The sequence below is a fragment of the Enterobacter sp. MEB024 genome, assembly GCF_030209635.1.
Lineage (GTDB): Bacteria > Pseudomonadota > Gammaproteobacteria > Enterobacterales > Enterobacteriaceae > Enterobacter > Enterobacter ludwigii.
Genome location: NZ_JARVRQ010000011.1, coordinates 75,693 through 99,929 on the forward strand (window position 1 = coordinate 75,693; position 24,237 = coordinate 99,929).

Genomic DNA, 24,237 nt, shown 5'->3' on the forward strand with positions numbered 1-24,237 from the left:
ACATGGTACCTGTGGTCGCGCTTGTCGGGCGCCCTAACGTTGGAAAATCCACTCTTTTTAACCGTTTAACACGCACCCGTGATGCGCTGGTTGCGGATTTCCCGGGGCTGACGCGTGACCGTAAGTACGGTCGTGCAGAAGTAGAAGGACGCGAGTTCATCTGTATTGATACCGGTGGTATTGACGGGACAGAAGATGGTGTTGAAACCCGTATGGCGGAACAGTCGCTGCTGGCGATTGAAGAAGCTGACGTGGTTCTGTTTATGGTGGACGCTCGCGCAGGCCTGATGCCGGCGGACTCCGCTATTGCGAAACATCTGCGCTCGCGTGAAAAACCCACTTTCCTGGTGGCGAACAAAACTGACGGTATTGATGCAGACCAGGCGGTTGCGGATTTCTGGTCCTTAGGTCTGGGCGAAATCTACCCGATCGCGGCATCTCATGGCCGTGGCGTGACCAGCCTGCTGGAAACCGTTCTGCTGCCGTGGGTTGATGAAGTTAACCCGCCGGAAGAGATCGATGAAGACGCCGAATATTGGGCGCAGTTCGAAGACGGCGAAGCGGGCGAGGAAGAGCCTGAAGACGACTTCAACCCGCAGGACCTGCCGATCAAACTGGCTATCGTGGGCCGTCCAAACGTAGGTAAGTCTACACTTACTAACCGTATCCTCGGCGAAGAGCGTGTGGTCGTTTACGACATGCCGGGCACCACCCGCGACAGTATTTATATCCCGATGCAGCGCGATGAGCGTGAGTATGTGCTCATTGATACCGCAGGCGTACGTAAGCGCGGGAAAATCACCGATGTGGTGGAAAAATTCTCCGTTATCAAAACCCTGCAGGCGATTGAAGATGCCAACGTGGTCATGCTGGTCATCGATGCGCGTGAAGGTATCTCCGATCAGGACCTTTCTCTGCTCGGCTTCATTCTGAATAGTGGGCGCTCACTCGTTATCGTGGTCAACAAATGGGATGGCCTGAGTAATGAGGTGAGAGAGCAGGTGAAAGAGACGCTCGACTTCCGTCTGGGCTTTATCGACTTTGCTCGCGTGCATTTTATCTCTGCGTTACACGGCAGCGGTGTAGGTAATCTGTTTGAGTCCGTGCGTGAAGCGTACGACAGCTCCACCCGTCGTCAGAGCACCGCCATGCTGACCCGTATCATGAACATGGCAGCAGAAGACCATCAGCCGCCGCTGGTGCGTGGTCGTCGCGTGAAGCTGAAATATGCTCACGCCGGTGGTTATAACCCACCAATCGTGGTGATTCACGGCAACCAGGTTAAAGACCTGCCGGATTCTTACAAGCGCTATCTGATGAACTACTTCCGTAAATCACTGGACGTAATGGGCACGCCAATCCGCATCCAGTTCAAGGAAGGGGAGAACCCGTTCGCCAACAAGCGCAATACCCTGACGCCAAACCAGATGCGTAAGCGTAAGCGTTTGATTAAGCACATTAAGAAAAGCAAATAAGCTTTGCCGTTCTTTCTGAAGCCCGCGTTGATCGCGGGCTTTTTTTCGCCCGCTCATACCGCCAGTCCACTCTGTGTGATGTCAATCACTATTCACTTTTAACCAAGTTTAAATCTAAGAAAGTAGACAATCATCGAATTTTCATCTTAAAGTCCAGGGGCCGGTACTAGACAAAACTAGCGACTGGTTATCAAATGGTTAACTAACTTTTCGCCGCATGTAAAAAATCGGTCAGATACGTAACTGGCCGGCGTACATGCTGGTGTTTACAAGCACGACACATACCTTCCTGGGAGAATTATGCAATCCTCTGTTAATCAAAAAGAAAGCCGAACGTTCTTCGGCCACCCTTATCCGCTCGGTTCGCTGTTCTTTACCGAAATGTGGGAACGTTTCTCGTTTTACGGCATTCGCCCATTACTGATCCTGTTTATGGCCGCCACCGTGTATGACGGCGGGATGGGGCTGGCACGTGAAAACGCGTCGGCAATTGTGGGCATCTTTGCCGGCACCATGTACCTGGCCGCACTGCCGGGGGGCTGGCTGGCGGATAACTGGCTCGGCCAGCAGAAAGCCGTCTGGTACGGATCCATCCTGATTGCGCTCGGCCACCTGTCGATTGCGCTTTCGGCCATCATGGGCGATAACCTGTTCTTTATCGGCCTGATGTTCATCGTGCTCGGTTCTGGTCTGTTTAAGACCTGTATCTCGGTCATGGTGGGGACGCTGTACAAAAAAGGCGATGCGCGTCGTGACGGTGGTTTCTCGCTGTTCTACATGGGCATCAACATGGGCTCGTTTATCGCGCCGCTGATTTCCGGCTGGCTGATTAAATCTCACGGCTGGCACTGGGGCTTCGGCATTGGTGGCATCGGGATGCTGGTTGCCCTGATCATCTTCCGCGTGTTTGCCGTTCCGGCAATGAAACGCTATGACAGCGAAGTGGGGCTGGACTCGACCTGGAACAGCCCGGTGGTGAAAAGAAACGGCGTGGGCGCATGGTTGCTGGCGCTGGCTGTGGGTGTGGCGGTTATCGTTACGCTGATCGCGCAGGGTGTGATTGTGATTAACCCGGTTGCGGTAGCCAGCGTGCTGGTTTACGTGATTGCGGCGTCCGTTGCCCTCTACTTTATCTACCTGTTCCTTTTTGCAGGCCTGAATCGTAAAGAGCGTGCCAGACTTCTGGTCTGTTTTATTCTGCTGGTCTCCGCCGCGTTCTTCTGGTCCGCCTTCGAGCAGAAGCCAACGTCATTCAACCTCTTTGCCAACGACTACACTAACCGCATGATCGGTGATTTCGAAATCCCGGCGGTATGGTTCCAGTCGATTAACGCCCTGTTCATCATCCTGCTGGCACCGGTATTCAGCTGGGCCTGGCCGAAACTTGCCAGCATGAACATTCGTCCGAGCAGTATCACCAAGTTTGTTATTGGTATTTTGTGTGCCGCCGCAGGCTTTGGTCTGATGATGCTGGCTGCGCAGAACGTACTGAATAACGGTGGCGCGGGCGTGTCGCCATTCTGGCTGGTGGGCAGCATCCTGATGCTGACGCTGGGGGAACTGTGCCTGAGCCCGATTGGTCTGGCGACCATGACGCTGCTGGCACCGGAAAGAATGCGTGGGCAGATGATGGGCCTGTGGTTCTGCGCAAGTGCGCTGGGCAACCTGGCGGCAGGTCTGATTGGCGGTCACGTGAAGGCCGACCAGCTGGATATGCTGCCGGATCTCTTCGCACGTTGCTCCATCGCGCTGCTGATTTGTGCCGCGGTGCTGATCGTCCTCATTGTTCCGGTACGTCGCATGCTGGAAAATGCGCAGACTAAACCGGCCGCTAACGCCTGATAACGCCTCGCTCGTCAATACCGGGGCAGGCGTTTGCCCCGGTAATTTACTCGACGAGGTAGAAGATGCTGTTAGGGTTTGTTGGTCTTGGCGCGGTGGTGGAAACCGCTTATTTACCTGCATTACACAATCTGTATGGCGATTCACTGCACTGCCTGGGTTTTGATGTTCAGCCTGGCAGACACCCTGAAGGCGTGACGCGCTGCGCCTCTCTCACCGAACTTCTCTCGCATCCTCTTGATACCCTGTTTATTACCACGGCTTCTCTGCAGCATCTTGAGGTTCTGGAGCACGCCCTGGCGTCTCCTGTGGTGCGGATCGTGGTTGAAAAACCCATCGTCGCCACGCTCGCGCAGCTCGAAAAACTGAACAGGCTGCTGGCGTTGCCCGGTGCGGCGTCCCGTGTGCTCGCACTTGACCACTGGATGGCGCGCCTCGCAACGGTTCAGCTTGGGCTGATCGGGACTTTTGCTGATATCGCCAGAATTGACGGTTTTTTGCAGGAACCGAGCGGGTTTAACGCAAAAGGAGAACCTGTCGCGCTTAACTTCGCCACGGGTGAAGTGGACACCCGCACGCTTCGCCATCCTGACGGCGTTATCCTGGACATCGGCACGCATGTGCTGGCGATGCTGCGTGAAACGGTGCGTTATCTGGGGGGCGGGGATGATATGACGCTGCAGGTGGTGGCCGCTACTGACCGGCTTGGGCGTGAGATCAAACAGGGCGATCTCACCACGGCAGAGGGCAGCGCTCATCTTCGCGGGCAGCTTAGTGGCATTCCGGTGGAGATTTGGCTCAACAAATATGCGGGACCGTCAGGCGGGCAAAAAGGGTTACGGCTGTATCTGCATGACGGGCGCGTCATAAGCCACGATCGTCACGGAGCAGAAGATGTGCTCGTGCTGACGGACGGCGATCGGGTTCAGCGCTGGCATATTCCAGGCACGATTTATATGCACTGCCTGGTAGAGCGCATTCTGGGGCAGAAAAGTCTTTTCGAATGTGACCCGGAAGAAGTGAGCCGGACGACACGCCGTCGAATGGCGGAAGTAGAACTGCTGCTGACCTTACAGCAACAGCTGCGTGGCCCGCACTGAGTGCTGCGTGTTAATATCAACGTATTACAGAATGCCCAGCAAAGGAGTCATCATGTCGATTACCTGCCCGGATTGCCAAGCAGAGCTTGAAGTGCAAAATGGCGTCGCCCACTGTGAGCACTGCGATAAGGATATCGCGCTCGAAGCCCGCTGCCCGGAGTGTCATCAGCCACTCCAGGTCTTAAAAGCCTGCGGTGCGGTGGATTATTTCTGCCAGAACGGCCACGGCCTGATTTCTAAAAAGCGCGTGGAGTTTGTCCCGGCTGAAGCTTAATCACACACGCAGCCTTCGCCTTTCTGCCATAGCTCGACCAGCGACTCAGGGGCTTCCTGCTCAGGCACCAGCACAATCATATCGGTGTACTGGGCCTGATTGTGCTGAGTCCAGATTATCTGGATGCGAAAATAACGCTGATCGCCACTCCCCGGCGAGGTGGGTTCACCCGGCGGCTGGCCGCGTGGAAATGCCTGCTCCAGGATGCTTACCACGCGCTGACGCTGGGCCTCATTGAGTGACGAAAGCGTAATGGTGCGTTGGCCGCTTAGCTTAGGGATAAAAGCGACGCCGCCTTCCCGGGCCAGCTCAACGACGGCGTCATCTGTGAGTTCCGGAACCTGCATTTACAGCACTCCCACCTGTTCCCAGGCTTGTTTTATCGCAGCCGCCACGTCGCCACCGGACCGTTTCTCGCCGTGGGCAACCGTCAGTTTTGCGAAGGCCTCAAAATCGGCATCTTGCGCCAGGTGACGGTCGCAAACTGTGTCGTACCAGGCATATCCCGCTTTTTCCCAGGCATGACCCCCAATCGCCTTCGCGGCCAGATAAAACGCCCGGTTGGGAATACCTGAATTCAGGTGTACGCCGCCGTTGTCTTCGCGCGTTTTGATAAAGTCTTTCATGTGCCCAGGCTGCGGGTCTTTACCGAGCAGAGGATCGTCATAGGCGGTGCCGGGCGCTGACATGGAGCGCAGCCCTTTGCCGTTAATACCGTCTGCCAGCAGCCCCTCACCAATCAGCCAGTCGGCTTCATCGGCGGTCTGTTTGAGGTGGTACTGTTTGACCAGCGAGCCAAACACATCTGACAATGATTCATTCAGCGCGCCAGACTGCTCAAAATAGATAAGCCCGGCTTCGGTCTCGGTGACACCGTGGCTTAGCTCGTGGGCCACGACGTCAATGGCAATGGTAAAGCGGTTAAATATTTCGCCGTCGCCATCACCAAAGACCATCTGCTGACCATTCCAGAAGGCGTTCTGATATTCCCGGCCATAGTGCACGGTACCGGTCAGGATCAGGCCTTTATTATCAAGCGAATCGCGCTGATACATTTTCCAGAAGAAATCATGGGTGACCCCCAAATAATTGTAGGCTTCATCAACCGCCACATCGCCATTTGACGGCTGGCCCTCATAACGCACCTGAGTACCCGGCAGCTCCTGCGTCTGTCTGGCATCGTAAATATCACGCTCCAGTTGACCGGCTTTATTGACGTGCGGCGCGGCGGGTTTGCCCGGCATATGCGCCATGAGCGTTTGCACATGCGTTAACGTCTGACGGGCGCAGCGCTGCTGCGGCTCAGAACCACTTTCGATAATGCGACGAAGAATATAGGGGGGAATGACGCTGTGAAGATATGACATGCTGCTCTCCTTAGTTCGGGCAAGGCCAGATAAAAGGGAATAGCAGCAGTATAGTTTGTAACCGACGAAGAATTATCCGGTTTTTCGCTGGCGCGTTTTTTTCACCGGTTTAATCTCTTTCACTTCGCTCTCCACCCAGCCGTCTGACAGACGGGTGGTGAGAACATCTCCGGATTTCACCTGCTTCGTTTGCTTCAGCACTTTACCGTCGGTGGCGGTCGTTACGCTATAGCCTCGTGCCAGCGTCGAGAGCGGGCTGACCGCCTCGAGGTGGGTCACGGCGTTGCCAAAGCGTTCACGTGTGATGCTAAGACGTGCGCGGATAGTGTCTGCCAGTCGATACTCAAGCTGTTGGATACGCGTTTGCGCGCGATAAATCTTCGGCTGTGGGTTCTGCTGGTTCAGGCGCTGAGTAATACGCTGCTGGCGCGAGACCGCGCGCTTGAGCTGAATATCCAGTGCGACGTTCATTCGCTGACGCAGACGCTCCAGCACGGTTTGCTGACGGGCCAGCCGCAATTGCGGATGCTGCTGTTGCAGGCGATGATGAAGCTGGGTAAACCGGCGCGACCGGTTGGCCAGGAAATAGTCCATCGCCATTTCCAGACGCTGCTGACCATTCTGCAGCTGGCGCAGCAGCTCCAGCTGATTGCGGCTCACCACTTCCGCGGCTGCGGAGGGCGTTGGCGCGCGTAAATCCGCCACAAAATCAGCTATTGTCACGTCCGTTTCGTGGCCGACGGCGCTGACGACCGGGATCTGGCTTGCGAAAATGGCCCGTGCCACGCGTTCGTCGTTAAAGCTCCACAGGTCTTCCAGCGAACCGCCGCCACGCCCGACAATCAGCACGTCGCACTCCTGACGTGCGTTTGCAAGTTCAATAGCGCGGACAATCTGACCCGGTGCGTCATCACCCTGAACAGCGGTCGGGTAGATGATAACGGGCAGGGACGGGTCGCGGCGTTTGAGGACATGAAGTATGTCATGCAGTGCCGCCCCGGTTTTTGACGTAATCACCCCAACGCAGTGGGCAGGTGAGGGGAGCGGTTTTTTGAACTGCTGATCGAACAGACCCTCTTGCGAGAGTTTGTCTTTTAGCTGCTCGTACTTCTGCTGCAACACACCTTCGCCCGCAGGCTGCATACTTTCGACGATGATTTGATAATCGCCGCGCGGCTCATACAGGGTGATATTGGCGCGAACCAGAACCTGCTGACCATGCTGAGGGCGAAACGTCACGCGGCGGTTGCTGTTGCGGAACATTGCACAGCGCACCTGAGCGGTGTCGTCTTTTAACGTGAAGTACCAGTGACCAGATGAAGGCTGCGTGAAGTTAGAGATTTCACCGCTGATCCAGACCTGCCCCATTTCCTGCTCAAGCAGCAAACGAACCGTCTGATTAAGGCGGCTGACAGTAAAAATTGAGGGGGATTGAGTGGATAACATGTGAGCGGGATCAAATTCTAAATCAGCAAGTTATTCAGTCGATAGTAACCTGCTGAGAGGGGAGTGCAAGGTTTTTTTATAAAAAAGTGTGGATGCAATCGGTTACGCTCTGTATAATGCCACGGCAATATTTAACCACCCACCAGGTCAGAGATATTGCCCATGCTACGTATCGCTAAAGAAGCACTGACGTTTGACGACGTCCTCCTAGTTCCCGCTCATTCCACCGTTCTGCCGAATACTGCCGATCTCAGCACGCAGTTGACGAAAACGATTCGCCTGAACATTCCTATGCTCTCTGCGGCAATGGACACCGTGACTGAAGCGCGCCTGGCTATCGCCCTGGCACAGGAAGGTGGCATCGGCTTTATTCATAAAAACATGTCTATCGAGCGTCAGGCTGAAGAAGTTCGCCGCGTGAAGAAACATGAATCCGGCATCGTGTCTGACCCACAGACCGTTCTGCCAACCACCACCCTGCACGAAGTGAAAGCCTTGACCGAACGTAACGGTTTCGCCGGTTACCCGGTTGTCACCGAAGATAACGAACTGGTGGGTATCATCACCGGCCGTGACGTGCGTTTCGTGACTGACCTGAACCAGCCTGTCAGCGTATACATGACCCCGAAAGAGCGTCTGGTAACCGTCCGTGAAGGCGAAACCCGTGACGTCGTGCTGGCTAAAATGCACGAGAAGCGCGTTGAGAAAGCACTGGTTGTGGACGCGAACTTCCACCTGCTGGGCATGATCACCGTTAAAGATTTCCAGAAAGCAGAACGTAAACCTAACGCCTGTAAAGACGAGCATGGCCGTCTGCGCGTAGGTGCTGCCGTTGGCGCGGGTGCAGGTAACGAAGAGCGTGTTGACGCGCTGGTGGCTGCGGGCGTTGACGTACTGCTGATTGACTCCTCTCACGGCCACTCCGAAGGCGTTCTGCAACGTATTCGTGAAACCCGTGCGAAATACCCAGACCTGCAGATCATCGGCGGTAACGTTGCAACGGGCGCAGGCGCTCGCGCACTGGCTGAAGCAGGCTGCAGCGCGGTGAAAGTCGGTATCGGTCCTGGCTCTATTTGTACCACCCGTATCGTGACTGGCGTAGGCGTTCCGCAGATCACCGCGGTATCCGACGCGGTTGAAGCGCTGGAAGGCACCGGTATTCCGGTTATCGCTGACGGCGGTATCCGCTTCTCTGGCGACATCGCGAAAGCGATCGCTGCAGGTGCTGCAGCCGTCATGGTTGGCTCCATGCTGGCCGGTACTGAAGAATCCCCGGGCGAAATCGAACTCTACCAGGGCCGTTCTTACAAATCATACCGTGGTATGGGCTCCCTGGGCGCGATGTCCAAAGGCTCTTCCGACCGTTACTTCCAGAGCGATAACGCCGCTGACAAACTGGTACCGGAAGGTATCGAAGGCCGCGTTGCCTATAAAGGCCGCCTGAAAGAGATCATTCACCAGCAGATGGGCGGCCTGCGCTCCTGTATGGGTCTGACCGGCTGTGGTACCATCGACCTGCTGCGTACTAAAGCGGAATTCGTACGCATCAGCGGTGCGGGTATCCAGGAGAGCCACGTTCACGACGTGACGATCACCAAAGAGTCCCCGAACTACCGTCTGGGCTCCTGATAAATTTCCGCGCCCGGCTCATGCCGGGCGCTCTGTATTTGTTTCACTTGCCTCGGAATTAGCGTCAATGACGGAAAACATTCATAAACATCGCATTCTCATCCTGGACTTTGGTTCTCAGTACACTCAACTGGTGGCACGTCGCGTGCGTGAACTGGGCGTTTACTGTGAACTGTGGGCATGGGATGTCACGGAAGCACAGATTCGCGAATTCAATCCAAGCGGCATCATCCTGTCCGGCGGCCCGGAAAGCACCACCGAAGAGAACAGCCCACGCGCACCGCAGTACGTGTTTGAAGCGGGCGTGCCGGTATTCGGCGTTTGCTACGGTATGCAGACCATGGCCATGCAGCTGGGCGGCCACGTAGAAGGGTCTAACGAGCGTGAGTTTGGCTACGCGCAGGTTGAAGTCGTCACCGACAGCGCGCTGGTTCGCGGTATCGAAGACTCCCTGACCGCAGACGGCAAACCGCTGCTGGACGTGTGGATGAGCCACGGCGACAAAGTCACCGCAATCCCGTCTGACTTTGTGACCGTTGCCAGCACCGATAACTGCCCGTTTGCGATTATGGCGAACGAAGAAAAACGCTTCTACGGTGTGCAGTTCCACCCGGAAGTGACCCACACCCGTCAGGGTATGCGCATGCTGGAACGCTTCGTGCGTGATATCTGCCAGTGTGAAGCACTGTGGACGCCAGCAAAAATCATCGACGACGCCGTTGAGCGTATCCGCCAGCAGGTTGGCAATGACAAAGTGATCCTCGGCCTGTCCGGCGGTGTTGACTCCTCTGTCACCGCGATGCTGCTGCACCGCGCAATCGGCAAAAACCTGACCTGTGTATTCGTGGACAACGGTCTGCTGCGTCTGAACGAAGCGCAGCAGGTTATGGATATGTTCGGCGACCACTTCGGTCTGAACATCATTCACGTGGAAGGCGAGAAGCGCTTCCTCGACGCGCTGGCCGGCGAGAACGATCCGGAAGCGAAACGTAAAATCATCGGTCGCGTCTTCGTTGAAGTGTTCGATGAAGAAGCGCTGAAGCTGGAAGACGTTAAATGGCTGGCGCAGGGCACCATCTACCCTGACGTGATTGAATCTGCGGCTTCCGCAACCGGTAAAGCACACGTCATCAAATCTCACCACAACGTGGGCGGCCTGCCGAAAGAGATGAAGATGGGCCTGGTTGAACCGCTGCGTGAGCTGTTCAAAGATGAAGTACGTAAGATCGGCCTGGAACTGGGTCTGCCATACGACATGCTCTACCGTCACCCGTTCCCGGGTCCTGGTCTGGGCGTGCGTGTGCTGGGCGAAGTGAAGAAAGAGTACTGCGACCTGCTGCGTCGTGCGGACGCTATCTTCATTGAAGAGCTGCACAAAGCTGACCTGTACAACAAAGTGAGCCAGGCGTTCACCGTGTTCCTGCCGGTGCGCTCTGTCGGCGTGATGGGCGATGGCCGTAAGTACGACTGGGTTGTTTCCCTGCGTGCGGTAGAAACCATCGACTTCATGACCGCGCACTGGGCGCACCTGCCGTACGACTTCCTGGGCCGCGTCTCTAACCGCATTATCAACGAAGTGAACGGTATCTCCCGCGTGGTGTATGACATCAGCGGTAAGCCACCGGCTACGATTGAGTGGGAATGATTTTCCCCTGATATCACCCCAAACCCTCTGCTTGCGCAGGGGGTTTTTTATTCTCCGTTACTTCCCACTGCCCAGCCGATATGCCAGCGCTACCACCAGCGACTGCACGAGGCACAGCGTCGCCGACTGCGAGCGAAACGCGTCAACCTGCGCCTCTTTCACCACAAAACAGAGATCGCTGAAGGTGGCCAGCGGGCTTATCTGGCTGTCGGTGATCACAATCTGCCGCGCGCCGACGCTGGCGGCGGTTTCGCTGACCATCACCGTCTCTTCCGCATACGGCGAGAAGCTGATCGATACCACAATGTCCTGCGCCTTGATGCGGTTGATCTGCTCACGCAGCATCCCCCCCATTCCGTCGAGCAGAATAGGGCGGCACTCCAGGTGGCTCAGGGCGTAGGTCAGATAGGCGGCGACGCTAAACGAGCGGCGTAACCCGGCGATATAGATTGTGTCGGCGTCGGCCAGCAACTGCACGGCGCGCTCCAGCATCTCCGGCTCGGCGCGGGCGGCCAGCTGCTGGAGGGCCTGCGCATTTGAACGGGCGAACTCCTGAAGGATATCGAGCGGGGTTTCCGGGACGGCCTGACTTTCCATTTCGCGAAACAGCCGGGCGCGGTCACTGTAGCTGGCGGTCTCTTCCACCAGGTTCATACGAAACAGCTGTTTCATCTCGTTGAAGCCGGTGAAGTCAAAAGCATTGGCAAAACGGATCAGCGTTGACGGCGGCACATCGGCACGCTCGGCAATGACGGCGACCGTATCAAAGGCCACGCTGTTGGTATTATCCAGCACATAGCGGGAGACCTGCTGCAGCCTCTTGCTCAGGCTATCGTAGCGATCGCGGATTTGCTGCTGCAGCTCATTCAGGCTGGTTGCTGTGGTCATTTTACCCCCTATGCATAGTTTTATGATTCTAAACGCAAAACCGCGTCTTTTAAATGCCGGCCGTCCATCTGGCCTCAAAAATGAAACAGAAGCTTCACGCTTTTCAACGCCTGAAATGCCTTAATAGCGCAGGCTGCACCGGTGATGGTGGCTGTTAACATAAAAATCCATCCTTGATCACAATAATCATCATTTATTTTATTTCAACTTAAAATGGAATATTTGTTTCATATATAGTGTTCAGGTAACAGTCACGTATCAACAGCGAGAGGTTAAGGATGGAGACGGTAGCGAATTTTATTCACGGCGAGTGTGTCACCGGTTCAGGCCAGCGCGTTCAGGCAATCTTCAACCCGGCCACCGGAGAGCAGATCCGCCAGGTGGTGATGAGTACGGCACAGGAAACCGAACAGGCGATTGCCGCAGCACAGCAGGCTTTTCCTGGCTGGGCGCGTCATTCTCCACTTAAACGCGCACGCGTGATGTTCCGCTTCAAAGCGCTGCTGGAAGAGAACATGGAGCGCCTGGCACGCATCATCAGCGAAGAGCATGGCAAAGTCTTCTCCGACGCGGTGGGCGAGCTGACCCGCGGCCTGGAAGTGGTGGAGTTTGCCTGCGGCATCCCGCATCTGCAAAAAGGTGAGCACTCCGCTAATGTCGGCACCGGTGTCGACAGCCACTCGTTGATGCAGCCGCTCGGCGTCTGTGCCGGGATCACGCCGTTTAATTTCCCGGCAATGGTGCCGATGTGGATGTTCCCGATTGCGCTGGCCACCGGCAACACGTTCGTGCTGAAACCGTCGGAAAAAGATCCCTCTCTGGCGCTCGCGCTGGCAAAGTTGCTGAAAGACGCCGGCCTGCCTGACGGCGTGTTTAACGTGGTGCAGGGCGATAAAGAGTCGGTTGACGTGCTGCTGACTGACCCGCGCGTGCAGGCTGTGAGCTTTGTCGGTTCAACGCCGATCGCCCAATACATTTACGAGACCGCCTCCGCCCACGGTAAACGCTGTCAGGCGCTGGGCGGGGCAAAAAACCACTGCATCTTAATGCCGGATGCCGATATGGATATGGCGACGAACGCGATTATGGGCGCTGCCTTCGGCGCGGCGGGAGAACGTTGCATGGCGCTGTCGGTGGTGCTGGCGGTGGGGGATAACACCGCTGATGAACTCTGTTCCCGGCTGGAAAAACAGATTGCCGCGCTGCGCGTCGGACCGGGTCTGGACCAGACGCCAGAGAACGAAATGGGGCCGCTTATCTCCTCGGCACACCGTAACAAAGTGCTGGGCTATATCGACAGCGGGGAAACTCAGGGAGCCCGCCTGCGCGTGGATGGCCGTGGGTTCAGCGTGAAAGGCCACGAGCAGGGCTATTTTGTTGGACCAACGCTGTTCGATAACGTCACGCCGGAGATGACCATTTATAAAGAAGAGATTTTCGGGCCGGTACTTTCTGTGGTGCGTGTTGCAGATTACAGCAGCGCGGTGGACCTGATTAACCGGCATGAATATGGTAATGGCTCGGCAATATTTACCCGTGACGGTGGCTGCGCGCGCCGCTTCTGCGAAGAGGTGCAGGCGGGGATGGTTGGGGTGAACGTGCCGATCCCGGTGCCGATGGCGTTCCACAGTTTTGGTGGCTGGAAGCGTTCGATCTTTGGTGCGCTGAATGTCCACGGCAACGACGGCGTGCGTTTCTACACCCGAATGAAAACCATCACCGCACGCTGGCCGGAAATGCAGCAGGAGACTGGCGCTGCGTTCTCCATGCCGACGCTGGGCTGACAGGAGGTTTTATGCAAACCGAACGTATGACCATGGCTCAGGCCCTGGTCAGATTCCTTAATCAACAATATGTCTCCATTGATGGACACGAAACGCCCTTTGTGAAGGGCGTGGCGACCATTTTTGGTCACGGCAACGTGCTGGGTATAGGCCAGGCACTGGAGCAGGATCCTGGCCACCTGCAGGTGATGCAGGGGTGTAACGAACAGGGCATCGCCCATATGGCGACCGGATTCGCTAAACAGCATCGCCGTCGGCGCATTTTTGCCGTCACCTCATCCGTCGGGCCCGGCGCGGCTAATATGGTGACGGCCGCGGCGACCGCCACCGCGAACCGCATTCCGCTCCTGCTGTTACCGGGGGATATCTATGCCAGCCGCCAGCCCGATCCGGTTTTGCAGCAAATCGAGCAGTACCACGATCTCAGTATCAGCACCAACGACTGCTTCCGTCCCGTTTCACGCTACTGGGACCGCATTAACCGTCCGGAACAGTTAATGAGCGCGATGTTAAATGCGATGCGAACGCTTACTGACCCTGCAGCGACGGGGGCAGTGACCATTTGCCTGCCGCAGGACGTGCAGGGCGAAGCCTGGGATTATCCCCTGAGCTTCTTTGCGCGTCGCGTGCATCACATTGAACGCCGTCCGCCTGACCCCCAGCGTCTGGCCCAGGCACAGGCGTTGATTGCCCGTAAACACCGTCCGCTGGTGGTATGTGGCGGGGGCGTGCGTTATTCCGGCGCGCATGAGGCATTTCGGGAATTTGTCGAGACGCTGCGGCTGCCGTTTGCCGAAACCCAGGCCGGAAAGGGGGCGCTGGTAAGCGATCACCCCCTTAATCTGGGGGGGATCGGTGTGACGGGCGGAATGGCCGCTAACCAGCTTGCACCCAGGGCGGATTTGGTGATTGGCATCGGCACGCGCCTGACGGACTTTACCACCGGCTCCAAAGCGCTCTTTTCCCATCCGAACGTCGAGTTCCTGCTTTTGAATGTCGCCGAGTTTGATGCCCTGAAACTGGATGCCACGGCGCTGATTGCCGATGCGCAAACCGGGCTGCACGCTTTAACGCAGGCGCTCCCCGCGTACCGAAGCCACTGGGGAGAGGAGATCGCTCAGGCGAAATCTGCCTGGCATGCGGAGTGCCAGCGCTTATGGGGCCGTCAGTGGCATCCCGACGATGTGCCTGAAGTGGCAGGGCACCTTGATGTGCAGCTGGCGGAATACGGTGAGGCGCTCAACACCCGTCTGACCCAGACGCGGGTGCTGGGGCTTATCAATCAACATATTGAAGATAACGCCATCGTTGTGGGCGCGGCCGGATCGCTGCCCGGGGATTTACAGCGCCTCTGGCAGGTGAAGACGCCGGACAGTTATCACCTGGAGTACGGCTACTCCTGCATGGGGTATGAGATTGCGGCGGCGATAGGCGCGAAGCTTGCCAGCCCGCATCAGCCGGTTTACGCCATGGTGGGGGATGGCTCCTACATGATGCTGCACTCCGAGCTACAAACCGCGGTGCAGGAGGGGATTAACGTCACCGTTTTGCTGTTTGATAATGCCAGCTTCGGCTGCATTAATAACCTGCAGATGGGGCACGGGATGGGGAGCTTCGGTACGGAAAACCGTCATCGAAATCCAGATTCAGGCCGGCTTGACGGACCGCTGGTAAAAGTCGATTTCGCCCAGAACGCGGAAAGCTACGGCTGTCGCGCGTGGCGGGTCCACGACGAGCAGAGTCTGCTGGCGGCGCTGGCGGCGTCGCGGGCGCATCCTGGCCCAACGCTGCTGGATATCAAAGTGCTGCCAAAAACCATGACCCATGATTACGCGTCATGGTGGCGAACCGGTGATGCGCAGGTCGCGGGATCGTCTGCGGTGCGCAAAGCCGCCGAGCAAACCCAGGCGCAGCTGAAAAAAGCACGCCAGTATTAAGTATTTCCCGCCATAACGAAATTTTCATTTCATTTTTCACTGGCTTCATTCTCACCCTCTCCCGCCACGGGAGAGGGCACACCTGTCGCCATTTTGTCTCCTGTGTTCCTGTGGCAAATGCATCGCGGCGCGGCTGCAATGTTGTGATATTGATAACAAAATTTATCTCAATCATCTCAAAAGTGTTAACCCGCACTCAAAAATATAATTTTCACTATTTATAAAAATGAAATAAATGTTTTATTTAAGGGGTCGTTAGTTCACAGCATTCACCAACACCGGGAGCCGTTATGTTTAACATTGCTTTACTGGGCGCTGGCCGAATTGGCCAGGTACATGCAGCTAACATCGCCAGCCACAGTGAGACCACGCTCTGGTCTGTGGTCGACCCGAATCAGGAATTTGCCACCCGCCTCGCCACGCAATATCAGGCTCGTTTGCAGAGCCTGGAGGACGCGATGAGCGACCCAAACGTTCATGCCGTGCTGATCGCGTCTGCGACGGACACCCACGCGGATCTGATTGAGATGGCCGCCCGCCACGGCAAAGCGATCTTCTGTGAAAAGCCGGTACACCTGGATCTTGCCCGCGTGCGCGACTGCCTGAAAGTGGTTAACGAGTACAACGTACCGCTGTTTATCGGTTTTAACCGCCGCTTTGACCCGCAGTTTCGTCGGGTCAAAACCGAGGTGCAGGCCGGGCGGATCGGTAAGCCCGAATCGCTGCTGATTATCTCCCGCGACCCGTCCCCGCCACCGGCGCAATATGTGCGCGTTTCCGGCGGTATGTTCCGCGACATGACCATTCACGATTTTGATATGGCGCGCTTCATCATGGGCGAAGAGCCGGTGTCGGTGTATGCCCAGGGCAGCAATCTGGTGGATCCGGCAATTGGCGAGGCGGGGGATATCGATACCGCGTTTATCGTACTGAAGTATGCCTCCGGCGCGATGGCGACCATCGTCAACAGCCGCCGCTCTTCTTATGGCTACGACCAGCGCCTGGAACTGCACGGCTCAGAAGGCCTGCTGTGCGCGGGCAATATTCTTGAAAATCAGGTGCAGCACTACGGCAAACAGGGCTGCACCGGCGCGCTGCCGGAACACTTCTTCCTGCAGCGCTACAAATCCGCTTACGCCGCGGAATGGGAACACTTTGTTGCGGTGCTGCGCGGCGAAGCGACGCCTGACTGTAGCGGCGACGATGGTGAACGTGCGCTGTACCTGGCGGATAAAGCGCTGGAATCCCTGCGTAGCCAACGTGAGATCGTCCTCTAAACACAACCACCCTTCACAGAGAGACATAATAATGAAAAAACTGATCTTAGCCGCCCTCATCGCCATGACCGCCGGGGCAGCAATGGCCGAAAACGAGCAAATTGTTTTCAGTACACCAAACCTGGCGATGCCGTTTGAAGTTCACATGCAGCGTACCGCGGTAAAAGCCGCAAAAGAGATGGGCGTAAAGCTTCAGGTACTGGACGGGCAGGGCAGCTCGCCGAAACAGGTCGCTGACCTGGAAAACGCCATCACCCGTGGTGCGCAGGGGTTCATCGTCTCCCCGAATGACGTCAATGCCGTCTCCAGCGCGGTGGATGAAATTCAGGATGCGAATCTGCCCGTTGTGACGCTTGACCGCTCCGTCGACAGCCAGAAGAAGGTGCCGCATTTTGGTGCCAACAACTACAAAGGCGGGCAGGCGATTGGCGACTTCGTTAAAAGCAAATTCCCCAACGGGGCAGACATTATTCTGCTCACCGGCCAGCCAGGTTCCTCCTCCAACATTGAACGTACCAAAGGGATCCGCGACAGCCTGAAGGCGGGCGGGGACAAGTACAAGATCGTTGCCGATCAGACCGGCAACTGGATGCGTTCTGAAGGGATGCGCATTGTGGAAAGCGTTCTGCCGTCACTGCCGAAACGCCCACAGGTGATCCTCTCCGCCAATGACGACATGGCACTGGGCGCAATTGAAGCGCTGCAGGGCCAGGGCGTGAAGCCAGGCGAAATTCTGGTGACCGGCTTTGACGCGGTCCCTGAGGCGCTGGCGCGCGTGCGCGACGGCTGGCTGGCGGTCACGGCGGATCAGCGCCCGGGCTTCGCGGTACAAACGGCGATGAGCCAGCTGGTGGCCAACGTGCGTGAGAAGAAAGCCATCACCGGCGCGGACTACCCGCCAACGCTTATCACCAAAGAAAATCTGCAGCAGGCTGAGCGCATCAGTGAGGCCGGTAACTGATTTATCCGGAGCCGCCGCGCAGGTGGCGGCTCCCTATTAAGGAGGAGCAGACCGATGTCGCAACCCTTACTGAAAGTGACCGACCTGGCAAAAAGCTTTTCTGGTGTCTGGGCGCTGAGCAGCGCACAGCTCACCGTCGGTGCCGGGGAGATCCACGCGCTGCTGGGTGAGAACGGAGCGGGGAAATCCACGCTGCTGAAAGCCCTGGCGGGCGCACAGCCGCAAACGCGCGGGGATATCTGGTTCAACGGCGACACGCTGCCGGTGGACGATTCACCGGTTGAGCGGCAGAACAAGGGCATTATCACTATCTATCAGGAATTTAACCTGCTGCCCAATATGACCGTCGCGGAAAACATGTTTCTCGGGCGTGAGCCGCGTAAACGTAACCTGATTGTCGACGAAAAAGCGGTGAACCAGGAGGCGCAGGTGATCCTCGATTATCTGCAGCTGAACGTTGCGCCAACCACGCCTGTCGCCCGTCTGAGCGTAGCCCAGCAGCAGATGGTCGAGATTGCCCGGGCGCTGACGCTGAACGCCAGGCTGATCATCATGGATGAACCCTCCGCGGCGCTGAGCGACAGCGAGGTGGAAAGCCTGCACCGCGTGGTGTGCGAGCTGAAAAACCGGGGGGTGAGCATTATTTACGTTACCCACCGACTGCACGAAGTTTTCCAGCTTTGCGATCGCTTTACCGTTTTCCAGGACGGCCGTTTCACCGGCAGTGGTGCCGTGGCGCAAACCAATGTCGAGCAGCTGATCCGTCTGATGGTGGGGCGTGACGTGGCCTTTAATCGTCGTCCCGCCAGCGAAACCCATCATGAAAACAAGCCGGTCCGTCTGGCAGTAAAAGGGCTGAGCCGCGAAAAACCGCCGCTGGATCCGCACGGCATTGCCCTGCATGACATCAGCTTCCATGTCCACGCCGGAGAAGTACTGGGCATTGCCGGCTTAGTGGGGGCAGGGCGCACCGAAGTGGCGCGCTGCCTGTTCGGGGCGGATGCCTTTACCTCGGGCAGCTTTGAACTGGACGGCGTCCCGTATCAACCGCGCGACCCGATGTACGCCCTTGAGCAGGGCATCGCGCTGGTCCCGGAAGACCGCAAGAAAGAGGGGGCGGTGCTGGGGTTATCGATTCGCGACAACCTGTCGCTCTCCAGTCTCTCTTCTCTGATGCAGTGGCGCTGGTTTGTGAATACCCGCAAAGAGGACGATCTGATTGAGTCCTACCGCAAGGCGCTGCAGATCAAAATGGTCAACAGCGCGCAGGAGGTGCGCAAGCTCTCCGGCGGTAACCAGCAGAAAGTTATCCTGGCGCGCTGCATGGCGCTGAACCCTCGGGTGCTGATTGTCGATGAGCCGACGCGTGGTATCGACGTGGGCACCAAGTCGGAAGTGCACCAGGTGCTGTTTGATATGGCCAAACAGGGCGTGGCGGTGATCGTGATCTCCTCCGATCTGCCTGAAGTGATGGCGGTATCCGATCGGATCATCACGCTCAGTGAAGGCCGGGTGACCGGTGAGATCCACGGCGACGACGCTAACGAAGAGCGGCTGATGACGATGATGGCCATCAACCACAACGCCCTCAACGCGGCATAACGGAGTTTTCCATGACGCAGATGATTTCTAAAACGCAGGTTCCGGTGAAACGCAGCGGACGCCTCGATCCCATCGCCTTCTTCGAGCGCTTCGGGGTACTGATTTTCATGATCCTGCTGCTGATTTTCTTTCAGTCGCAGAACAGCAATTTTTTCTCTGAACGCAATATTTTCAACATCCTGACCGAGGTATCCATCTACGGGATCATGGCCGTGGGGATGACCTTCGTCATTCTGACTGCCGGTATCGATCTTTCTGTCGGCTCCATCCTGGCGGTCTGCGCCATGACCGCCGCATACGTGATTAAGGGCGACAACTTCACCACCGTTGATCCGAACGCCTGGGGCGGCATGAGCTGGCTGATTGGGCTGGGGATTTGTCTGGCGATGGGCACGGCGATTGGCTTCCTGCACGGCCTGGGCGTAACCCGCCTGCGCCTGCCGCCGTTTATCGTCACGCTCGGCGGGATGACCATCTGGCGTGGCCTGACGCTGGTGATTAACGACGGCGCGCCCATTGCAGGTTTCGACCCGGGTTATCGCTGGTGGGGACGCGGGGAGCTGCTTGGCATCTCCATTCCAATCTGGATTTTCGCCATCGTGGCGCTTGGCGGGTACTTGGCGCTGCATAAAACCCGCTGGGGACGCTTCGTCTATGCCATCGGCGGTAACCCGGAGGCAGCGCGCCTGGCGGGGGTCAACGTGAAGCGCGTGCTGGTGAGTGTCTATGTGCTGATTGGCTGTCTGGCGGGACTGGCGGGCTTCATTCTCAGCGCTCGTCTTGGCAGTGCGGAAGCGGTCGCCGGGATCTCCTTTGAACTGCGCGTTATCGCCTCGGTAGTCATTGGCGGTACTTCGCTGATGGGCGGCTATGGACGCATCGGCGGCACCATCATTGGTTCCATCATTATGGGGATCCTGATTAACGGTCTGGTGCTGATGAACGTCTCGGCCTATTACCAGCAAATAATCACCGGATTAATTATCGTTCTGGCGGTGGCATTCGACACCTATGCCAAGAGCCGTCGCGGCGCATTGTGAGGATCAGGATGAAAGAGGTTCGTATTGGATTGATTGGCACCGGGTATATCGGCAAGGCACATGCCATCGCCTATGCTCAGGCGCCGACGGTATTTACCCTGCGCGGCAAACTGGTGCGCGAGATGGTGGCGGAAGTGACGCCCGCGCTGGCGGCAGAGCGGGCGCAGGCCTTTGGCTTCAACCGCTCAACCGGCGACTGGCGGGCACTGGTGGCTGACACGGCGATTGATGTCGTGGATATATGCTCGCCCAACCATCTGCATAAAGAGATGGCGCTGGAGGCCATTCGCCACGGTAAGCATGTCTACTCGGAAAAGCCGCTGGCGCTGAATGCCCATGACGCACGTGAAATGGTGGACGCCGCGAAGCGGGCAGGGGTGAAAACGCTGGTGGGTTTTAACTACATGAAAAACCCGACGGCACAGCTGGCGAAAGAGATCATCGCCCGCGGCGAGATTGGCGAGGTGATCCACTTCTACGGTACCCACAACGAAGATTATATGGCCGACCCGCTTTCTCCCATTCACTGGCACTGTTTTAAAGAGACCGCCGGGCTGGGTGCACTGGGGGACCTGGCGGCGCATATCGTCAACATGGCGCAGTATCTGGTCGGGGACATTCAGCAGGTCTGCGGTGATTTAAAAATTGTTGTGCCTGAGCGCCCGGCGCAGGCCGGTTCGTCGCAAAACGTTGCGGTTGAAAATGAAGATCAGGCGCACGCGATGGTCCGTTTCGCCGGCGGAGCACAAGGGGTGATTGAAACGTCCCGCGTCGCCTGCGGGCGCAAGATGGGACTGTCGTATGTGATAACCGGCACCAAAGGGGCCATCAGTTTTACCCAGGAGCGGATGGCGGAACTGAAGCTCTATCTGCATGACGACCCGGTAAACCGCCAGGGATTCCGCACGCTGCTCGTGGGTCCGTCACATCCGGACTATGGTGCGTTTTGCATGGGGGCGGGCCATGGTATCGGCTTTAACGATCAAAAAACGGTGGAAGTACGCGACCTGGTCGACGGTATTGCCGCTGATGTGCCGATGTGGCCGGACTTTGAAGAGGGCTGGAAGGTTTCGCGGGTGCTGGACGCCATCGCACTCTCGCACCAGGAAGGCCGCTGGCTGAACGTGAACGACATTGTCTGATGAGGTATCAACGTGGAAAAGCAGTTTGATGTGATATGCATGGGCCGCGTGGCGGTAGACCTCTACAGTCAGCAAATTGGTGCCCGTCTTGAAGATGTGTCGAGCTTCGCGAAATATCTCGGCGGCTCGTCCGGCAACGTAGCCTACGGGACGGCGCGTCAGGGGCTGCGCTCATCGATGCTGGCACGCGTCGGTGATGAACATATGGGACGCTTCCTGCGAGAAGAATTACACCAGGTGGGCTGCGATACCAGCCATCTGATCACCGACAAAGAACGCCTGACGGCGCTGGTGCTCCTCGGCATTAAAGACCGGGACACCTTTCCACTGATTTTTTATCGCGATAACTGCGCGGATATGGCCATCACGGCCAGCGATGTGGACGAACGCTACATTGCCTCCGCACGGTGCCTTGCCATCACCGGGACCCATCTCTCGCACCCTCAGACCCGTGACGCGGTGCTGACGGCGCTTAACTATGCCCGCCGTCACGGTGTTCGCACGGTGCTGGATATCGACTACCGGCCGGTACTGTGGGGGCTGACCTCATTAGGGGACGGGGAGACGCGCTTTATTGCCGCGGAAAACGTGACCCGTGAACTGCAGGAGGTGCTGCACCTTTTCGACGTCATTGTCGGCACCGAAGAAGAGTTCCACATTGCAGGTGGCAGTACCGATACCCTGCAGGCGCTGGGTCGCGTGCGCGCCGTGAGTAACGCCACGCTGGTTTGCAAGCGTGGAGCGCTTGGCTGTTCGGTGTACACCGACGCTATACCGCCCCGGCTGGATGAGGGTCTGACGGTGACCGGCGTGCGCGTTGAGGTGCTGAACGTGCTCGGTGCGGGCGACGCGTTTATGTCCGGCCTGCTGCGCGGCTACCTTAACGACGAAGGCTGGGAGCAGGCCTGCCGCTATGCCAACGCGTGTGGTGCGCTGGTGGTTTCCCGCCACGGCTGTGCCCCGGCGATGCCGAGCAAGGCTGAGCTGGACGACTACCTGTCGCGTGCGGCGTCGGTGCCGCGTCCCGATCTTGACACGCGCCTGAACCATCTGCACCGCGTCACTACCCGCCGCCGCGAGTGGCCGGAGCTGTGCGTGATGGCCTTCGATCATCGCAGCCAGCTGGAAGATATGGCGTTGCAGTGCGGGGCATCCCTGAAGCGCATCCCGGCGCTGAAGCAGCTTATTCTGCAGGCCAGCCGTGAGGCGGCCAGCAGCGCAGGGCTTGAGGGCAAAGCCGGCCTGCTGTGTGACGGCACTTTTGGTCAGGACGCCCTGAACGCGATTACCGGCGAAGGGTGGTGGATAGGCCGCCCTATTGAGCTGCCGGGCTCCCGGCCGCTGGAGATGGAGCACGGTAACATCGGCACGCAGCTCATCAGCTGGCCGCAGGAGCATGTGGTGAAATGCCTGGTCTTTTTCCATCCGGAAGATGCGCACGGCCTGCGTCTGGAACAGGAGCAGAAAATCGCAGAGGTCTACCACGCCTGCTGCCAGTCCGGTCATGAACTGCTGCTGGAGGTGATTCTGCCTGCCAGCATGCCGCGCAGCGATGAGCTTTACCTGCGCGCCATCTCGCGTTTTTACAACCTGGGGATCTCTCCCGACTGGTGGAAACTGCCGCCGCTCTCTGCCGATGGCTGGACGGCGCTGAGCAAGATTATTGAACGTCGGGATCCGCACTGCCGTGGCGTAGTGATCCTCGGGCTGGACGCCCCGGCTGAGCAGCTTCGTGCTGATTTTAAAGCCGCCTCGGGACACGCGCTGGTGAAGGGCTTTGCCGTAGGACGCACGCTGTTTGGCGATGCGTCCCGTGCATGGCTGAAACACGATATTGACGATGCGCAGCTGGTGGCACGCATCCGGGACAATTACCTGCAGCTTATCGCCTGGTGGCGCGAGCGCGGACACGCATAATTCAGGAGACGACAATGAGTGTGCAATTAGGCATTAACCCGCTGACATGGACGAACGACGATCTGCCTTCACTCGGCGCGGAGACGCCGCTGGATACCTGTCTGAGCGAAGGGAAAGAGGCCGGTTTTGCCGGTTTCGAACTGGGCAATAAATTCCCGCGTGAGGCGCGCCTGCTTGGCCCCATTTTGCAGCGCCACGATCTGCAGCTGGTCTCCGGCTGGTATTCAGGGCGTCTGCTGGAGCGTAGCGTGGAGGAGGAGATTGCCGCCGTGCAGTCCCACCTGACGCTGCTGCGCGAACTGGGGGCAAAGGTGCTGGTATTCGCCGAAGTGAGCGGCTGTATTCACGGCGAGCAACAGACGCCGGTTCATCTTCGCCCGCGCTTCCCTCAGGCGCGCTGGAAAGAGTACGGCGAGAAGCTGACCGCTTTTGCCCGCTACACGCAGCAGCAGGGGGTGCAGATTGCCTACCATCACCATATGGGAACGGTCATTGAGTCCGCTGAAGATGTCGATAACCTGATGACCCATACCGGTGAAGAGGTGGGCCTGCTGCTGGACACGGGCCATCTGACCTTTGCCGGGGCTGATCCGCTGGCGGTGGCCCAGCTCTGGGCATCTCGCATTAACCATGTTCACTGCAAAGACGTGCGTGCCGACGTGCTGGCGGACGTCAAAAACCGCAAAACCAGCTTCCTTGATGCGGTGCTAAGTGGGGTCTTCACCGTACCGGGTGACGGCTGCGTGGACTATCCGCCCATCATGCGGCTGCTGAAGGCGCAGGGTTATCACGGCTGGCTGGTGGTGGAGGCGGAGCAGGATCCTGCTATCGCTCACCCGCTGACCTACGCCCGTCTGGGGTATAACAACCTGAGCCGTCTGGCGCGCGACGCCGGGCTTATCTGAGGAGGT

Annotated in this window: 19 protein-coding genes; 15 read left to right on the forward strand and 4 right to left on the reverse strand. The window is 57.7% G+C overall.

All coding sequences use genetic code 11. The annotated features are described in order from the left end of the window. Nucleotides 1-2 precede the first annotated feature (2 nt). The 4 genes from der (at nt 3) to QRN24_RS17305 (ending at nt 4,691) form a co-directional block, all read left to right on the forward strand. Nucleotides 3-1,475, forward strand: coding sequence for a ribosome biogenesis GTPase Der (gene der, locus QRN24_RS17290; protein WP_020883033.1), 1,473 nt, complete (start codon nt 3-5; stop codon nt 1,473-1,475). A gap of 300 nt (nt 1,476-1,775) precedes the next feature. Next, nucleotides 1,776-3,317 (forward strand): peptide MFS transporter, encoded by a 1,542-nt coding sequence (locus tag QRN24_RS17295; protein ID WP_025203468.1) that lies wholly within the window; start codon nt 1,776-1,778, stop codon nt 3,315-3,317. Between the two features lie 65 nt (nt 3,318-3,382). Then, nucleotides 3,383-4,417, forward strand: a complete 1,035-nt coding sequence (locus QRN24_RS17300; RefSeq protein ID WP_079231780.1) for a Gfo/Idh/MocA family oxidoreductase — start codon at nt 3,383-3,385, stop codon at nt 4,415-4,417. 52 nt (nt 4,418-4,469) lie between these two features. Next, complete coding sequence (locus QRN24_RS17305; protein WP_284942908.1) at nt 4,470-4,691, forward strand: zinc ribbon domain-containing protein; 222 nt, start codon at nt 4,470-4,472, stop codon at nt 4,689-4,691. Here QRN24_RS17305 and QRN24_RS17310 read toward each other — a convergent pair. The 3 genes from QRN24_RS17310 to xseA form a co-directional block, all read right to left on the reverse strand. Further along, nucleotides 4,688-5,038 carry a protealysin inhibitor emfourin gene (locus QRN24_RS17310; protein WP_020883037.1) on the reverse strand — a complete coding sequence of 117 codons (351 nt, stop codon included), beginning with the start codon at nt 5,036-5,038 and terminating at the stop codon, nt 4,688-4,690. The two genes, QRN24_RS17305 and QRN24_RS17310, sit on opposite strands and share 4 nt — an antisense overlap. Further along, the gene (locus QRN24_RS17315) at nt 5,039-6,058 is read right to left on the reverse strand and encodes a M4 family metallopeptidase (protein WP_014171157.1); all 1,020 of its coding nucleotides are present in this window, start codon (nt 6,056-6,058) and stop codon (nt 5,039-5,041) included. A gap of 72 nt (nt 6,059-6,130) precedes the next feature. Further along, nucleotides 6,131-7,504, reverse strand: coding sequence for an exodeoxyribonuclease VII large subunit (xseA, locus tag QRN24_RS17320; protein WP_284942909.1), 1,374 nt, complete (start codon nt 7,502-7,504; stop codon nt 6,131-6,133). Between the two features lie 162 nt (nt 7,505-7,666). On the opposite strand from xseA, the gene guaB reads away from it, so the two are divergent. Both guaB and guaA read left to right on the forward strand, forming a co-directional pair. Further along, the gene (guaB, locus tag QRN24_RS17325) at nt 7,667-9,133 is read left to right on the forward strand and encodes an IMP dehydrogenase (RefSeq protein WP_020883040.1); all 1,467 of its coding nucleotides are present in this window, start codon (nt 7,667-7,669) and stop codon (nt 9,131-9,133) included. Between the two features lie 67 nt (nt 9,134-9,200). Then, nucleotides 9,201-10,778 (forward strand): glutamine-hydrolyzing GMP synthase, encoded by a 1,578-nt coding sequence (guaA, locus tag QRN24_RS17330; RefSeq protein WP_014171154.1) that lies wholly within the window; start codon nt 9,201-9,203, stop codon nt 10,776-10,778. Between the two features lie 57 nt (nt 10,779-10,835). Here the strand turns inward: guaA and QRN24_RS17335 are convergent, their stop codons facing one another. Next, entirely contained in the window at nt 10,836-11,666 is an 831-nt protein-coding gene (locus QRN24_RS17335; protein WP_020883041.1) for a MurR/RpiR family transcriptional regulator, read from the reverse strand. 278 nt (nt 11,667-11,944) lie between these two features. Here QRN24_RS17335 and QRN24_RS17340 point away from each other — a divergent pair, with 278 nt between their 5' ends. From QRN24_RS17340 to iolE, 9 genes are all read left to right on the forward strand, one after another. Further along, nucleotides 11,945-13,450: a CoA-acylating methylmalonate-semialdehyde dehydrogenase gene (locus tag QRN24_RS17340; protein WP_014171152.1), complete on the forward strand. Its 1,506-nt coding sequence runs from the start codon at nt 11,945-11,947 to the stop codon at nt 13,448-13,450. 11 nt (nt 13,451-13,461) lie between these two features. Continuing rightward, the gene (gene iolD, locus QRN24_RS17345) at nt 13,462-15,387 is read left to right on the forward strand and encodes a 3D-(3,5/4)-trihydroxycyclohexane-1,2-dione acylhydrolase (decyclizing) (RefSeq protein WP_284942910.1); all 1,926 of its coding nucleotides are present in this window, start codon (nt 13,462-13,464) and stop codon (nt 15,385-15,387) included. Nucleotides 15,388-15,677: 290 nt separating this feature from the next. Then, a complete protein-coding gene (iolG, locus tag QRN24_RS17350) occupies nt 15,678-16,664 on the forward strand; it encodes an inositol 2-dehydrogenase (RefSeq protein WP_025203474.1) in 987 nt (328 codons plus the stop codon). Nucleotides 16,665-16,695: 31 nt separating this feature from the next. Beyond that, nucleotides 16,696-17,625 carry a sugar ABC transporter substrate-binding protein gene (locus QRN24_RS17355; protein ID WP_020883045.1) on the forward strand — a complete coding sequence of 310 codons (930 nt, stop codon included), beginning with the start codon at nt 16,696-16,698 and terminating at the stop codon, nt 17,623-17,625. 54 nt (nt 17,626-17,679) lie between these two features. After that, nucleotides 17,680-19,227 carry a sugar ABC transporter ATP-binding protein gene (locus QRN24_RS17360; RefSeq protein WP_284942911.1) on the forward strand — a complete coding sequence of 516 codons (1,548 nt, stop codon included), beginning with the start codon at nt 17,680-17,682 and terminating at the stop codon, nt 19,225-19,227. Nucleotides 19,228-19,238: 11 nt separating this feature from the next. Then, nucleotides 19,239-20,267 carry an ABC transporter permease gene (locus QRN24_RS17365; protein ID WP_014171147.1) on the forward strand — a complete coding sequence of 343 codons (1,029 nt, stop codon included), beginning with the start codon at nt 19,239-19,241 and terminating at the stop codon, nt 20,265-20,267. Nucleotides 20,268-20,275: 8 nt separating this feature from the next. Continuing rightward, nucleotides 20,276-21,409, forward strand: coding sequence for a Gfo/Idh/MocA family protein (locus tag QRN24_RS17370; protein ID WP_284942912.1), 1,134 nt, complete (start codon nt 20,276-20,278; stop codon nt 21,407-21,409). Between the two features lie 12 nt (nt 21,410-21,421). Then, complete coding sequence (locus QRN24_RS17375; protein WP_284942913.1) at nt 21,422-23,326, forward strand: bifunctional 5-dehydro-2-deoxygluconokinase/5-dehydro-2-deoxyphosphogluconate aldolase; 1,905 nt, start codon at nt 21,422-21,424, stop codon at nt 23,324-23,326. Nucleotides 23,327-23,340: 14 nt separating this feature from the next. Continuing rightward, nucleotides 23,341-24,231: a myo-inosose-2 dehydratase gene (iolE, locus tag QRN24_RS17380; protein ID WP_284942914.1), complete on the forward strand. Its 891-nt coding sequence runs from the start codon at nt 23,341-23,343 to the stop codon at nt 24,229-24,231. Nucleotides 24,232-24,237: the final 6 nt, after the last annotated feature.